Origin of the sequence: Pseudoalteromonas sp. K222D (genome assembly GCF_017653575.1) — a bacterium.
Taxonomy (GTDB): Bacteria; Pseudomonadota; Gammaproteobacteria; order Enterobacterales; family Alteromonadaceae; genus Pseudoalteromonas; species Pseudoalteromonas nigrifaciens.
This window is the reverse complement of the sequence record NZ_JAGGDL010000005.1, coordinates 95,742-111,585: the sequence shown is the minus strand read 5'-3', so window position 1 is coordinate 111,585 and position 15,844 is coordinate 95,742. Positions and strand designations below refer to the sequence as shown.

General features: G+C 40.3%; 13 protein-coding genes. 3 read left to right on the top strand and 10 right to left on the bottom strand.

Annotation, left to right across the window (positions count from 1 at the left end):
* Window positions 1-306: 306 nt before the first annotated feature.
* Window positions 307-897, top strand: a complete 591-nt coding sequence (locus J5X91_RS04695) for a LuxR C-terminal-related transcriptional regulator (protein WP_182684175.1) — start codon at window positions 307-309, stop codon at window positions 895-897.
* Here the strand turns inward: J5X91_RS04695 and J5X91_RS04690 are convergent.
* Genes J5X91_RS04690 through J5X91_RS04665 form a run of 6 tightly spaced genes read right to left on the bottom strand, consistent with a single transcriptional unit; the run spans window position 887 to window position 6,625 of the window.
* Complete coding sequence (locus tag J5X91_RS04690) at window positions 887-1,738, bottom strand: hypothetical protein (protein WP_208834157.1); 852 nt, start codon at window positions 1,736-1,738, stop codon at window positions 887-889. The two genes, J5X91_RS04695 and J5X91_RS04690, sit on opposite strands and share 11 nt — an antisense overlap.
* Window positions 1,728-4,136: a fimbria/pilus outer membrane usher protein gene (locus J5X91_RS04685; protein ID WP_208834156.1), complete on the bottom strand. Its 2,409-nt coding sequence runs from the start codon at window positions 4,134-4,136 to the stop codon at window positions 1,728-1,730. The genes J5X91_RS04690 and J5X91_RS04685 overlap by 11 nt, the downstream gene beginning before the upstream one ends.
* A 5-nt stretch (window positions 4,137-4,141) precedes the next feature.
* Window positions 4,142-4,867, bottom strand: a complete 726-nt coding sequence (locus J5X91_RS04680) for a hypothetical protein (protein WP_244363748.1) — start codon at window positions 4,865-4,867, stop codon at window positions 4,142-4,144.
* Entirely contained in the window at window positions 4,867-5,571 is a 705-nt protein-coding gene (locus J5X91_RS04675; protein ID WP_182684178.1) for a molecular chaperone, read from the bottom strand. The genes J5X91_RS04680 and J5X91_RS04675 overlap by 1 nt, the downstream gene beginning before the upstream one ends.
* Before the next feature lie 55 nt (window positions 5,572-5,626).
* Window positions 5,627-6,103 (bottom strand): hypothetical protein, encoded by a 477-nt coding sequence (locus tag J5X91_RS04670; protein ID WP_182684179.1) that lies wholly within the window; start codon window positions 6,101-6,103, stop codon window positions 5,627-5,629.
* A gap of 51 nt (window positions 6,104-6,154) precedes the next feature.
* Complete coding sequence (locus J5X91_RS04665) at window positions 6,155-6,625, bottom strand: hypothetical protein (protein ID WP_208834155.1); 471 nt, start codon at window positions 6,623-6,625, stop codon at window positions 6,155-6,157.
* Between the two features lie 1,159 nt (window positions 6,626-7,784).
* Between J5X91_RS04665 and J5X91_RS04660 the strand changes: the two genes are divergently transcribed.
* Together J5X91_RS04660 and J5X91_RS04655 are read left to right on the top strand one after the other, a co-directional pair.
* The gene (locus J5X91_RS04660) at window positions 7,785-8,990 is read left to right on the top strand and encodes an acetyl-CoA C-acyltransferase (RefSeq protein ID WP_208834154.1); all 1,206 of its coding nucleotides are present in this window, start codon (window positions 7,785-7,787) and stop codon (window positions 8,988-8,990) included.
* A gap of 55 nt (window positions 8,991-9,045) precedes the next feature.
* The gene (locus J5X91_RS04655) at window positions 9,046-9,840 is read left to right on the top strand and encodes an SDR family oxidoreductase (protein WP_058373835.1); all 795 of its coding nucleotides are present in this window, start codon (window positions 9,046-9,048) and stop codon (window positions 9,838-9,840) included.
* Window positions 9,841-10,042: 202 nt separating this feature from the next.
* Here J5X91_RS04655 and J5X91_RS04650 read toward each other — a convergent pair whose 3' ends face one another.
* The 4 genes from J5X91_RS04650 to J5X91_RS04635 are packed head-to-tail and all read right to left on the bottom strand — an operon-like array spanning window position 10,043 to window position 15,786.
* A complete protein-coding gene (locus tag J5X91_RS04650; protein ID WP_011328787.1) occupies window positions 10,043-11,236 on the bottom strand; it encodes an acyl-CoA dehydrogenase family protein in 1,194 nt (397 codons plus the stop codon).
* A 25-nt stretch (window positions 11,237-11,261) separates the two neighbouring features.
* A complete protein-coding gene (locus tag J5X91_RS04645; RefSeq protein WP_208834153.1) occupies window positions 11,262-12,419 on the bottom strand; it encodes an acyl-CoA dehydrogenase family protein in 1,158 nt (385 codons plus the stop codon).
* 21 nt (window positions 12,420-12,440) lie between these two features.
* Window positions 12,441-14,051: a FadD3 family acyl-CoA ligase gene (locus J5X91_RS04640; RefSeq protein ID WP_208834152.1), complete on the bottom strand. Its 1,611-nt coding sequence runs from the start codon at window positions 14,049-14,051 to the stop codon at window positions 12,441-12,443.
* Between the two features lie 10 nt (window positions 14,052-14,061).
* Complete coding sequence (locus J5X91_RS04635) at window positions 14,062-15,786, bottom strand: FAD-binding protein (protein WP_208834151.1); 1,725 nt, start codon at window positions 15,784-15,786, stop codon at window positions 14,062-14,064.
* Between the last annotated feature and the right edge of the window lie 58 nt (window positions 15,787-15,844).

The following is a 15,844-nucleotide window of genomic DNA, read 5'->3' as shown; positions in this document are numbered from 1 at the left end:
GTTGTAGCATCTTTCCTCTGGATGTAAATTATATGATATAAACAAGATGATATGTATCATTTTCTAATATTTTATTAATAAAAACCCTGCCGCGCCACAACTCCTCGCTAAAAGTTATTCAGTAAAACGCTATTCACCTTAAATTATTAAAATGAAGAGGTAAATAAATCCACAGAGCCTATTGCGTATACTACAATTAAATAAGCGATTTAAGTTAAACAACAAACAATTTGTACATTATTCCACCGTTGATATTAACTGAACTTAGGAATATAGTATTAATACTTAAGTATATGGAATAAATTTATGGCAATTGAAAATGTAACGAATAAACAGATAAAGTGTTTAAATACTTCCGGGTATACTTCTTTATTTTGTGTGGCGACACAATACAATATACTGCTGGTAAATTATCAAGCACTTAACGTTATCACTAACTATGAACTAATTAATCAGTTTATGTTAAAAAATGAGCACCAAGGGCTTGTTATTTTTGACGTGCCTAAAGACAGTGATGTTATTCCATTAAAAGAATGGCCTAACTTAAAGGGCTTATTTTATGCTAATACAGACGAAGCTCTTTTTCACCAAGGGTTAGAAGCGATTAATAAGGGAGAACTTTGGTTTCCTCGCGCAGTTACTGATTGTTGGATGAGGCAAATGCTGGCTAGCGAGCAACAAACAACACTGCAGTCGAATAACCTTACCTGTAAAGAAATTAAAGTTTTAAACTTACTGTTTTCAGGAATGCACTCCAGTGCTATTGCCGATAGCCTGTTTATCAGCGAAGCAACTGTGCGAGTTCATTTACATAAAGTGTATCAAAAAATTGCCGTTAAAAATAAGCAGCAAGCGCTTGCATGGTGTCAAAAAAACTTAAACAAAGTTAATAGTTAAGTGGGCTAATTTGAAACCTTATAGTATCTGTATACTCACCAGCGGCTTGCTCTTTAAAGTCAGCTAACTGTATTTTAAGTGGCAATAAAAACACAGTTTGCCCAGCGTATGAAAACGTTTTATTTGTATCTTGACTCAATCCTAACCAATTACCCGCCAAATCTAAATTATAATCTATCGCATATTGTTGCTGATACATACTGTGCACTAACTTACCTTTATTATCAGAGCTAACACGCAGCCGAACATCTGAATTAGTCACTACTTGCAGGCTAGGTAACATAGCGTATTCTTGCAGAGGTATTAACTCTCCTAAGTTAATGGTATTTGCAAAAGTATTATAACCAAGCACCGACAGGCTGGTTCTTGGGGCAATATCTGTTTCAATGTCAAGTTGACGCTCATCGAGCAGCTGATTATTTTGATCATAAAGTTTTATTTGCAATCTATCTGTGTATAACCCTGCCTTTACCGGTGTACCCGATGGGATCAAAAGTTCAACTTCAGCCGCCGACTCTACAAGTTGTAAACGACTAATTGATGAGCTGACTAACTGCTGAGTATCACTGCGAAATTGATAAGCAATACTTTGAAAAGCACCTCTTAACTGCGCTTGGTTTTCACTGGTTAATATTATATGCAGCTGGCACTGCTCGTCATTTATTACATTAATGCGCAGCTGCTTTTTTGCATCTACTTTTTGTAATGCATGGTACTGATCAAAGTCATCAAATAGGTGGGCAATATTATCTAACCTTGCATTACACTGTGCATAGCTAATATGAGGTAAAAGCAATAAAGCAAAGCCGCTAATAAAAGTAACCATTTTTTTAGTGTACATAAATATTTCCTTTTCTTTGTAGTTGCTCACCTTCTTTTACATCTAAAATAAATTGCGATTTTTCGCTATTATTTAATTTAACTTCGTAACTACAAGGTATAAGCCCAGTTAGTGCAAAACGACCTGATTTATTAGTAAAAAACTTATGCTCTTTATTACTTTTATCGCTAGAACAAATAGCAACGCCAACTTGTAAAGCTAATGGCTGCTGTTGTTGGTCAAGTAAAGTGGCGATAACCGATATATTTGCAGCAGTACCAATCATTACACTGTGACCACTGCGATAAGATGGAAAAAATACCACTAAACCAGAACCTAAATCGTAACCAGGCGCTAAATCATCAATATCAACAGAAACAACTGTACTATCGTATGAGCTAAGATCGTTTAATAACATAGTGTCAAAATCTGCGTTATTTGCTCTGTATTGATCTTTATATTGGCCCAAGGTTATTTTTTTATCTTTTAGGCTCGAGTGGGGTTTAATTAAAGCAAAGCTGTCGTATATAGGCTTACCTATTGCCCAATCATCTCCTGCAAATGCTACGCTGGATGCAAAGCTTACCCGACTTTGATGATAAGCTGAACTTGCATTTAATTGCTCATAAAAGCTAGCATGATCTAAACTTGCTAAGAACCGGTTGCCATTATATTGCGTGTTTAAGTCAAATAATGCTTCATTTTGGTCATTATGTTCAATTCCTGTTCTTAAACTAAATGCTCCTACATAGCGTTGGTTAGCATCTTGGGTGTACTCTAAACGTGTTTTGTTTCTACGTGATTGGTGAGATAACTTTAAACGTCGATCATTACTAAACTTATAGGTTAAAGAGAGCCTAATTCCCCACTCTGCATTATCTGCTATTTCATCCCATTGAGCACCTAAGCTATAGCGCCAATTGCCATTACTTACATCACCTGTAAAGTTAACACCTGCAGATTTATCAAATTGAACTTGGTCATGCGCTCTTGATACATTTGCAAAAAAAGAGGTGCGTAAAGTAGGGCTATTAAAAAAACTATAGTTAGCTTGGATTAAATGCTCTAGTAAGCGGGCACTATCTTGCAGCTCAGGCCGATAACCTAGTGCTCGAAAGTCTTTAGTAGAGTACTCATAGCCAAAACTATAATCCAGATGTTTATCACTATTATCGGTAAAGTTACTGTATACAAGTCTATACGCATAACCTCTTTTATCGCTAAAGCTAACTGAGTTCTCAAATGCGACTTGTCCTAATTTAGCTGCATAAATATTTTTAAATCCAACCTGTTGCACAATTTCATCAGCTTGAGCTGCAAAGCCAACAGTCCAACTTGGCGATATACCATAATCGAGGTAAGTACTGATTAACGGATAATCATCATTATAATCTAACTGATCTGTTAATTCTGATGGCACCCCAATATGGACTTCATATTCTAGCTGTCCCTCTGCAAATAAATCTAAGCCCGTGGTTACATCAAAATTAACGTATCGTACTACCCCTGCAATATCAGTGATCCGCAAGCTGATATTATTACTCCCCTCATTCAATGGAATATCATCTAATGAATATATGCCTGCTGTTAAATTTAATCGCTGTACAATCCTATCGTCGACTAACACTTCAACCGAGGACGGACTATCTAAGGTAAAACTTCTAGATGCACTGGGCCTTATTTGTCTATCGGAAACCAATGAAAAATCATGAGCAAACGACACGCCCAGAATACGTGACGTAGATTGAAAATAACTACCCGAGCTGTAATTATCGCCTATTGATATGCGAGCTCCTTTTAACGGCAAGTCATGAACTAAGCGTGTACCTAAACGCTTTACATTAGGTGAAGTTGCCTCAACATCTGATAAATACTCAAGTTCATTTTCTACTACCCATCCCCGCCAGTTCATTACCATTTCAGCGCGTGCCGCTAATTGTTTGTCCTCTGTATCTGTAATACTATTTTGTTGGTATAAATAGCTAGAATAAAGGTTAACAAAGCCACTTAAGTTTGCAACTTCAGACGCTTGTAGTCTTCTATCGTTTGATTTTAAGCTTAATGTTTGCGGGCGGGTTAAGTTAAGAGGCGCATTTATTTTTAAACTAAAGTCGCTTAAGTCAAAGTTAATCACAAAGCCAAATTTCTCTAACGCTTGCTTGCTAAGCATACCATCAACAACTTTAGCTTTTAATGTAGTAAGACCTTGTGGATAGAGTTTTTCATTGAACACTGTTTCAACTTCGTTCCACTTAAGTAGTAAATTATCACCAGGCTCCACAGCAAGCGTTATTCTTCCTATAGAGGTTTTATTAAGCTCAGCCTCAACACTTAGCTCAATCGTTCGGTTAGATGGGTTTATTGTTGCTAGGCTTACTTGAGTGAATAAAATTAATAATAAACAAATAAATATACGCATATTTATTACCTCATTAATTCTAAGCGTAAGCTTTTAAAACTATCCTTTTTTATCGATTTTGGTTTAGGTATTTTTATATAGTGGCTACTATTAGGTGCAAAAAACACATCATAGCCTTGTGCTTTTAATTGTTGCTTTAAAATGCGCTCTATTAATACTCCAGAACTTTCATCAGTTAACTTGATCTCATAATCACTTAATCGACTCGCACCTAGGCCTTTATTTATTATATTTACCATAATGTCTGTTCCCTCAATATGAGACTGCCCAACGGCTAAATCTGCTATTAACTGCGGTTGATCAACATGCACAATTAAGTTCACATTAAGCAGCATGGTCAATTGCGATGCTTTGTCTGCTAAGTGAGCGTTTAATGGTTGCTCAATCAAGCTAACTTGGTAACTTTTATCTGTGGTTGGTAGTACTTTATCTAGCCATCTAAATTGAATACGCTGACTTTGCCCTGCTTGTAGCAATAACGACGGCGGAAACACCCACAATGGCGAATTTTCTAACGGTACTAATTGTGGTTCATCTTGTGTAAATTGAATTTCGTATACCTGTATATCAAAGGCAATATCACGTGGTAACTGATTGTGTACTAAACTAGATGCACCATTTGACACGCCATTTGGTGAAAAAGTAACTACCATGGGTGTTACTTCTAAAGCGTAGGCGGGCAAAGCTAACATTACAAATAATAATAAATAATAATTCAGCAGCCTACACATTAGAACAGCACCTCTAACTCACTTTGCTCTGCATTGAATTGAGCTGGTATTTTTATCGTTACTTCTCGACTTGAGTTAGGTAAAAGTAATTTCCCACTTAATGCTTTACTTAAATCTTCCCCTTCAAGCACTAACTTTTCATTATTTCCTTTAATTACCCACTGCGATTGCGTTAAGCGAATATATTTATTGCCGGTATTTTCTAATAATACTTTCCAGATATCATTAGATTCTTGTGTTTTACTTTTAATTACTAATTTAGCTTCTGCGTTTTTTGGCACCACATTAAATAATGTTTTAAAACTAACTGACATGCCAAAACCAGAAGTTGTTCCCTCAGCTACATCAACAGCCACTTGGTTTACTGTAATTCGATAGGCTTTTGAAGCCTCTATAATAGGTTCACCAATATATCTAATAATTACAGATTGGCTTTTTCCTGGTGGGATAATAGTTGTCATGGGTATAATTAAAAAGTCTTCCTCATTACTGACCAGATCCTCATTCCCTTCTTCAGTTATCAGCAAATCATGTGCTGACACTTCAATAGTTAAAGGCTCGTTAGAAGTATTGAGTATGCGCATTGTTTGCTGCGATTGACTACCCATAGATTCAAGTTCTGCAACCATAGGCTGCACCTGAAAAGCAACTGTAGAAAATGAGGTGAAAGTGATAATTAAAGTAAATAAAATTATATAGCGCATATGATTCCTTCCATAATAAATGAAAAAAGGCAGCCTAAAACTGCCTTAATAATAACTAATTAGCTATAATCGATAGCTTCAGCGTGTCTGCGTACGTACCTGAGTATAGCGCAGCTTGCTTAATAGTAATTTTAATAGTACCGCTTAGGCCGTTTGCTAAACCCGCGCTACCACTTTCATCTTGAACTACACTTGTATCATTAGCGCCTGTCATTGCCTTTAAGGTCAGTGCATATGGTGCAGCATTTAGTTCAGCCCAATAACCAACACCCTTGTCTTCTTGATCTGCATTTTGTAAATGCCCTTCAGAGGTTGTTAGTGAAACTATTGCCCCATCTGGATCATTACATTTAATACTAACACCGACAGTCTGAGACGCTCCTACTGATAATGCAGGAAATAAGACCGCGCTGCCGCCAGTCGTTGATGCTTGACAGATTGATGCTACTGCACCACCAACGTTAAGGTTTTCTGCTAGTGCTGCACCTGATGTAAGTGCTGCGATTGCTGATAATACGATTAACTTTTTCATTGTTATATTCCTTTTCCATGTGATATATGTTTATGTTTAATAATTAATGGTTTACCGCACGCCACCAGAGACTGCAGATGGCGTCATTTCTATGCGAATAACATCCTGGTAATTTCCTGCATAAATTAAAGGGTCTACTAGCTCTAACTGTAGTTTTGCTACGCTGTTAAATAAAATTTTATCAATATTAAATGTTTGTGATACTGTTAGGGTCTGTGACGAAACAGACATACTTTGATTAGCATCTGCAATTGACAAGTTAACGTTATAAGCATTTAAGTGAGTACCCTGCTGGTGGCGCAAACCACCGTTTTCTGACAGCATAGATACCCGCATAGGTGAGTTACAATTAATTGCTAACTCTGTATTAGCGAAGCCATCTGAAGAAATAATTAAGTTTTTATTTTCTGCCGTGAACTCACATTTAGGTGAAATGTACCCAACTAAAGTAAGTGCTACTTCATCGTTGCTATATGCATTACATGCAAAGCAACATAATAAATAACCTAGATATTTTTTCATTATTGCCATTTCCTTTGAGCAACTTCGGTAAGACGATTTAATCTTAAGATAAAATAACGGTTTAGTGAGTTTTCATTTGCTTACTTATCAAACAACCCTGCAATTAAATGTAATAGTATTAGTACTTAATTTTTATAAATATGCGTACTAAACAATTCACAAGCCTCAACGACCCATAAATTAAAAACCATTTTAATGGTGTGTAAAATATGTGTTTATAATTTATAAACAACGTAAAACTAGGTAAACAAAAAATAAACTGTCTTTATTTGATCCTAATAACTTTTATAAACTCTATTAGCTAAACATAATTAAATACCTCGTTCACTTTTCATTCATTTCATGTGTTTTTTTAGCCTGTTTAATTAATAAAAAACAACTTTCCCACTTAAAAAATTCTTTTTAATTAGAGCCTGTTTACCATCTAAGGTTTAATTTTTAGCAATTTGCTTGGCTTTTAGGTTAAACAGAGCCTATGTAATGTCGTTATTCCCCACAAACTAGGTGATATCGACGTATAAATGCCAAACACACGCTGATCGAGTAGTTTTGCCTAGGGGGATGAACTATTTTTATCTACATGGGTATAGGTGAGCGGCGGAAGCTTTGCTCGTTTTTACTTATTTTTACTTGGTTTTAAGCTAGTAGAATAAGGAAAAAACAGTTACCGAGCATACTAGGTTACAAATCTCGCACCGCGATTAAAGCCCCCTAGAGTGAAAAAGGTTCAACCATGAACGGTCAATATACCCTAACTACTTTCAATAAATTGCAGGAACCACAACGTAAATTCATTAAAATTAATTCCGTTTGTAACTGTTTCCCTTTCTAAAATCCGCGACAAATATTGTCTTGCTTTACTCATCACTATTAAAGCTAAACTCGCCCAATAAGCGAATTAATAAGCAGTACAAACCAATTACTAACTCCCATTATTTTACTAATTAATTATTTCCTACCTCAAATGGTCGATGTTCACAATAACGCGATAAGGGTTAATGTAGGTATGGAAAACTCTATTTTCACCCGTGGTAATAATTGCAATTATTCTGACCAATTTAACCAATACACACGGGTTATTGCAGCAATCCAGCGTTATTACCTAGCTAGAATTTAACCCTATAAGTGCTTTAGCACTTCAAAATAAAAAGGAATAATCATGCGCGAAGCAGTTATAGTTTCTACCGCCAGAACGCCTATGGGCAAAGCCTTTCGTGGTGCCTTTAACGATACAGAAGCGCCTGCATTATCAGGTCATGCGGTTGAGCAAGCCGTTAAACGCGCGTGTATTGATGGTGCAGAAGTTGATGATGTGATCATTGGTTGTGCAGCGCAGCAAGGTACTCAAGGTTATAACTTGGGGCGTTTAACAGCGACCGCTGCAGGCCTGCCTAATAGCGTGCCAGGTATGACCCTTGACCGTCAGTGTTCGTCTGGATTAATGAGTATAGGTTTTGCGGCGCAAAATATTATGCTTGGTTCAATGGATATTGTAGTTGCCGGTGGCGTTGAATCTATTTCTATGGTGCAAAACAAACACAAAAATACTTATCGTAATATTTCTAAAAAAGTACTGTCGCATTCAGAGCATGCCTATATGCAGATGATCGAAACCGCAGAAGTGGTTGCAAAACGCTACAACATTTCACGGTTAGCACAAGATGAGTACAGCTTACAGTCTCAACTGCGTATTGCAGCGGCGCAAAAAAATAATCTGTTTGATAATGAAATTGTGCCAATGGCATCCACTAAATCAGTATTTAACCGCGAAACCAAAGAGGTAACCTTTGAGGATGTATTGCTAGCTAAAGATGAAGGTAACCGCCCTTCTACAACTCTTGAGAGCCTACAAAGCTTAGAGCCGGTTTGGAAAGATGGTCGCGTTATTTCACAAGGTGAATTTATTACAGCAGGTAATGCCAGTCAGTTATCTGATGGCGCGTCTGCTTGTGTGGTAATGGACTCACAATTAGCGGCGCAAAAAGGCTTAGCGCCAATGGGGGTGTTTCGTGGTATGGCTGTTGCAGGTTGCGAGCCCGATGAAATGGGTATTGGCCCTGTGTACGCGATTCCTAAGCTATTAAAGCAACATGGTTTATCAATTGATGATATTGGTTTATGGGAAATTAACGAAGCGTTTGCGTGTCAGCTTATTTATTCGCGCGACTACCTCGGTATTGATAACAATAAACTTAACGTTAATGGCGGCGCTATCGCCATTGGTCATCCCTTTGGTATGAGTGGCGCACGTATGGTGGGCCATGCCCTTATTGAAGGCAAGCGTCGCGGTGTTAAATATGTTGTGGTGAGCATGTGTATTGGCGGTGGCATGGGTGCGGCAGGCTTATTTGAGGTGTGCCTGTAAGGCAATCTTGATTTGCACAGCAACATGTTAGTCTAATTTAAGTAAGGAGATATTAATGTCTATACTCGATAGATTTCGCCTCGATGGGCAAGTCGCTATTGTTACCGGCTCAGGGCGTGGCATAGGTGCAGCCATTGCACTGGCATTAGCAGATGCAGGTGCCGATATTGTAGTCACGGCCAGAACCATCGAAGATATTGAACAAACAGCAGCGCAAATACGCCAACGTGGCAGCCGCGCTTTAGTAGTCGCGTGCGATGTACTTGATGAGCAACAACGACAGTCATTAGTTGATAAAACAATTGAACATTTTGGCCGGCTCGATATTTTAGTCAATAACGTAGGTGGCTCAGGCGCAATTAAGCCAACACTTAGCAGCAGCGCAGCAGAGTTAGAAAATTGCTTTAAGCTCAATACCGCTACCGCGTTTGATTTGTCACGTATTAGTGCCCCGCACATGGTAAATACCAGCGGCCAAGGCAGTATCATTAACATTTCATCGGTAGCTGGGCAATTAGCTCAGCCCGGTTTTATTAGTTACGGCATCGCCAAAGCGGCATTAAATTTTATGACGCTTAATTTAGCGCAAGATTTTGCACCTAAAGTGCGCGTTAATGCAATAAGTGTAGGCTCAACTCTTACCGAAGCACTTAAAGGCGTAATGAATGATGAAATGGAGCAGGCTATTGTTAAACGTACACCTATGAATCGCTTAGGTCAGCCTGAAGATGTAGCGGCTTGTGCGCTATTTTTAGCCTCGCCTGCGGCGGGTTATATTACTGGTGAAATTTTTGGTGTAAATGGAGGGTTAACCGACGCGCCAATGCCTATGCCTCGCAGTAACTTTTAACGTCCTCACTGTATTCAAACTAAGCCCGCTCATTAAGCGGGCTTAGTTTTACAGCCCTTCTTACTCTTTAGTTAATTTAAACTCACAGCCTTTGCTAAAATAATCCCACCAGCCCAGTCGTAATCACCAATAAAATAAGTAACCTGATGCACTGGTTAAGCCATTTATTACCCGTTACATCAGGTTAAGTAATATAGTTATTTTATGCCGTTATTTTTGGCTCTTTGGGCATACCTAAGCCACGCTCAGCAATAATGTTACGTTGTATTTCGTTAGTGCCGCCGTAAATGGTATCTGAGCGAACAAACAAATACATAGCCTGTAAACGGGTTAATGTATAAGGGCCTGACTCTAGTATTTCGGCTTCGGGGCCAAGTACATCCATTGCCAGTTCGCCTAAATCACGATGCCATGTTGCCCAAAATAACTTATAGATCAGCGCTTCTTTTTGTAAGCCGCCATCACCTGTATCTGAGAGCATACGCATACTGTTGTAGCGCATTATTTTAAGCCCTATATGAGCGTCAGCAATGCGTTGGCGAATAGTTGGATTTTGGCTTTTACCATTGGCTTTGGCTATATCAATTATTTGATTAAGCTCATTTTGAAACTGCATTTGCTGACCTAAGGTCGACACGCCACGCTCAAAATTAAGTAAACCCATGGCAATAGCCCAGCCTTCACCTGGTTGCCCTACAATATCATCAGCATCACATTCGGCTTGATCAAAAAACACCTCATTAAATTCAGAGGTACCGGTAAGTTGCCTTATGCCACGCACTTCAATGCCTGGCTGATCCATTTTCATTAAGAAAAAGCCCAGCCCTTTGTGAGCGCTAGAATTTGGGTTGGTACGCGCTATAACAAAAATATAGTCAGATTCATGCGCAAGCGATGTCCACACTTTTTGTCCGCTAATAATCCACTTACCTTTGGCTTCGTCAAAATGTGCCTTGGTATTAACATTAGCTAAGTCAGAGCCTGCGCCAGGCTCAGAATAACCTTGGCACCAAAGAGCGGTTCCTGCTGCAATGCCTGGCAGATATTTTTGTTTTTGTGCTTCGCTACCAAAGGCAATTAACGTTGGCCCAGCCAGCCCTTCACCAATATGACCAACACGACCCGGCGCACCGGCGCGAGCATATTCTTCATTAAAAATAACTTGCTGTTCAATAGAGCAACCTCGGCCACCATATTCTTTAGGCCAACCAATGCAGGTCCAGCCCCCTTGTGCGAGCTTTTGTTCCCACTTTTTACGCTCCAGAGGAAACATGTGTTCATCCCCTGGGCCACCGCGAAATTTAAGCTGCTCAAATTCACCCACTAAATTCTCAAAGAGCCAAAGTGCCACTTCGGCGCGAAATTTTTCGTCTTCATCACTAAAACTTAATTTCATTTGTTTTACCTTTTTTAGCAGCCGTTTAATCTAATAACAATGTTGCGACGTGTTCACGATGATAAGCAGCATCACCTAAAAATAACTCAGACGATTTGGCTCGTTTAAAATATAAGTGCACGTCATATTCCCAGGTAAACCCTACTCCACCATGAAGCTGCAGCGCATCACCGGCATTTTTAAAATAGCCTTCTGAGCAATACGACTTAGCTACGCTAGCTGCTTCGCCTAATTCATCGGCCAATAAACCACCACTGAGCGCTTCCTCTGCTACGCACGCAGCGTAATAAACAGCTGAGCGTGCTACTTCGGTACGCAGCATCATATCTGCCGCTTGGTGTTTAACTGCTTGAAAACCCGCTATAGGCCTACCAAACTGTACTCGCTCTTTGGTGTACTCTACGGTTAAATCTAATACTTGTTGCGAGCCACCCACTTGTTCTGCTGCAATGGCTATAGCAGCTAGTTGCAATACTTTATTTAGCTGTGGCCAAGCATTATTTGTCTCGCCCATTAATTGGCTGCTGCTCACTCGCACATTATCAAACACTATTTCTGCCTGTTTACGTGTTTGATCCATTGTTGGCAACCAAGTGCGCTTTACCCCAGGAGTATCTGCATCTATTGCAAATAAACTTATTCCTTGCTCGCCCTCACTGCCTTCACTACGCGCGGCAACTATTAATAATTGCGCCGTGTGGCCATCTAGTACATAACGATATGTGCCATTAAGTACATAATCATCGCCTTGTGTAGTTACAATGCCTTGCACTGCTGTTGCGTCCCACTGGCCATTTTTACTGGTATAGGCAAGTGTAGCGGTTAAACTGCCTTCACATATTTGCGTTAAATATTGCTGCTTTTGCTCATCAGTGCCGGCAACTATTAAGGCATTACTGGCTAAACACACGGTTGAAAAAAACGGCGAGCATAATAAATAACGCCCCATTTGCTCCAGCATAACCACCAAATCAACATAGCCTAATCCCATGCCGCCATATTCTTCCGGTATATGAATTGCCTGCCAGTACATTTCTTCGCAAATACGTTGCCATATTTGTGGATCAAAGCCTTGCTCAGTGTCCATTGCGCTGCGTATTGCATTCGATGACGATACTTCAGCTAAGAAGGCTTGCGCAGTATCGCGGATCATTTTCTGCTCTTCGGTAAATGAAAATTCCAAATGTTTGCTCCTTCTAAAATTTTACTGTTGCAAGAAATGCTTTATCAGTTCTGCTTTAACTACTTTGTTAGAAGCATTTACTGGCATTGCGTCAATTATTTTTATTTTTCTGGGTACTCGATAATTTGCCATGCGCTCACGACACCAAGTCATTAAGGTTGCCTCATCAAGTTCTGCTGATGATTTTAAAGTAATAAATGCACAGCCAACCTCTCCCATGCGCTCATCTTTAATCCCTACCACTGCAACTTGTGCAATAGCGCTGTGCTCAATAAGTACTGCCTCTATTTCTGCCGGGTAACAATTAAATCCGCCCGAAATATACATATCTTTTAGTCTGTCGGTAATGCTTAAATAGCCATTTTTATCTAAATGCCCAACATCGCCGGTGTGCAGCCAATTGTCTTTATCTATGGTTTCGGCGGTGGCTTGTGGTTGCTCAAAATATCCTTTCATTACATGAAAACCACGAATACAAATTTCGCCAGTTTCATTAGCACCAAGTATTTCACCCTGCTCTGACATTATTGCTATTTCGGTGCCTTCTATTGCGCGGCCACTGGTACTGGCTATGGTGGCAACGTCGGTATTTATGCCACAAATACTTGCTAAACCACCGCACTCAGTTAATCCATATGCCGTGGTTACCACTTTAAAACCTAATAACTCACGCATTCGCTCTATTAAAATAGGCGGAATAGTTGCAGCGCCAGTAACGGCTATGCGCAGGCTACTTAAGTTAGCGCTTGCTAACTCTGGATGAGCTAGCAAAGATAAATAAAGTGTTGGTGGCCCTGGTAATACGGTTATTTTATCTTGGCTAATTCGGGCAAGCACTTCATCGGCGTCAAACACTGCTTGTGGTAAAATAGTCGCGCCTGCTAATAAGCAACTTACCCACCCGGCTTTATAACCAAAGGCATGAAAAAACGGATTAACTACTAAATAGCGATCGCCAGGCACTATGCCTAAGGTTTTTACAAATACGCTAAACGCTTTAATTATTGCCCCATGGCGGCTCATAACACCTTTGGGTTTGCCTGTAGTGCCAGAGGTAAACATAAGATCAGACAGATTATCTGCACCAACCCCTAAGGCAATTTCACGGGCACTGCGCTCATCAACACTGTCTTTTCTGGCTAAAAAGCGCTGCCAGTCACAACAAATATCAAGTGGCTCTCCTTTACGTGGAGTTAAGGTTACAATCGACAGTTGCTGTGGAGTGAATAATTTTGCCAATTCGCCGGGGTAGTCACTTTTTAAAAAGTCACCAACACTAAACACTAACTTTGCGCCACTGCGATTAATAATTTCAGCCGCTTCAACTGCTTTCATACGGGTGTTAATAGGTACTAACACTGCTCCGGCCATTTGCAAACCAATCGCGGCAAGCACCCAGCGCCCAGAGTTTGCTCCCCAAATAGCCACGCGATCGCCCGGTTTTATTCCAAAAGCAATAAGTGCACGGCTAACATTTAAACTCTCAGTAGGTAAGTCTTGATAGGTTATTTTTGCTTCGCCATCTTCAATGGCAATAAGTTGTCCATGGCGCTTTGCAGCAGCAAACACTAATTTAGGAATACTATCCACTTCGCTGCTAATGCCAGGGTCTAATGAATTATTGATCGTCATATGCAATTCTCTAGTCATTGGCTTCTGCGCCGCGGTTAGCTGTAATGTGATTAGCCGCAACGTAACCAAAGGTCATAGCTGGGCCAATTGTTGCACCCGCGCCTGGGTAACTTGTGCCCATAACTGAGGAGGAACTATTACCTATGGCATAAAGTCCTGCAATGGGCTCACCCGATGGGCGCACCACTTGGGCATACTCATTAGTAAGCAAGCCACCTTTAGTGCCAATATCGCCCGGATGAATTTTTAATGCGTAATAAGGGCCTTTTGTTAGCGGTGCTAAACAAGGATTAGGTTTTACTTTGGTGTCGCCGTAATAACGGTCAAACACATTACCGCCACGGTCAAAGTCTTCATCTACACCCGTTGCTGCGTAGTGGTTCATCTTTTGTACTGTTTGTGCTAATCCATCAGCATCAATATTAACTAGTTTTGCCAGCTCTGCTAAGCTATCGGCTTTAAAATAAACCGAGCCTAACCAGGCTTTGGTCGCTCTGCTATCTGGCATAATTTTGCCAGGCATCAGTGGTCCCATAGCGTATTCATGGCGAAAATGGCCATCAAAAACCACCCAAGCAGGAATAGAATTACCCATTTTTTGATGATTACGATACATAGCATCACCAAATTCTAAATAAGGCGCTGCTTCGTTAAAAAACCGTTGCCCGGCACCATCAACAACAATAGCACCAGGAAAGGCTCGCTCGGCAAATAAACCACGAGCGTTGCGCTCTTTAGGTACATTTAAGGTAGGTGTCCACCAGCACCAATCAAGTAAATCGGTGGCTGCGCCTAGTTTTTGCCCCGCTTCTAATGCCGCGCCAGTGTTACCGCCTTTAGGTGTTGCACTCCAGCTTTGTTGTGATGGTGCCGGTAAATATTTTTCACGTAATGCTTGATTTTGCTCAAAGCCACCACTGCCCATTATTACGCCATAACGCGCATTTAATGTAAGTTCTTGGCCATCGCGTAGCACTTTAATACCGGTCACTTTGTCGTTATTAATAACAAAATCGGTAAATTCTGTATCGCGCCATAATGGAATATTACGATCGCATAACGAGTGACGCAGTGACGCCACTAAACTTGCACCTAATCCAGCCCTGCGATCGCGGCGTCCTTTTTTACGCTGCTTAAAGTCCAATTTATAACGTAGCATTAAACCAATTATCATCAGCATCCAGCCGCGCTCTTTCGACACCGCTTTATGTGCTTGGCGCGCAGTCCACGACATTTTACCCATCAGTAATGCATTACCGGCAGCAGGCTGTTGGTTATCCATTTCATCGCCCAGCCCTGTGGTATCAAATAGCTCTGGATCCATACTGCGCCCACCCGGTAATGAGCCTTCAAGGTGTTGATAGTAATCGGGGTACTTATCGGCAACCGCAAATTTAACGCGGCTATTAGCTTGCAGCTCGCGCAGCATTTTTGGTGCGTTATCTAAATAGGCACGAATACGCGTTTCATCAACACTGCCTTGGCTGGCTGCTTTAATATAAGTAAGTGCTGCTTCGTAGCTGTCTTTGCCGCCAAGTGCACGAAATTCATCGTTATTTGGGATCCAAATACCACCTCCAGATATTGCAGAAGTGCCTCCGTATTTATCGGTTTTTTCAACAATAAGTACTGAGTTACCCTGATCGGCGGCAAACAGTGCTGCAGTCATTGCGCCCGCTCCCGAACCGACAACAATTACATCGTAATTTTTTTCAATATCATTGACTGTGGTCATCTACCTTCTCCTGTTCAATTATTTTTATTCACTAATGAGTAATCTGCGCTTTATTGGC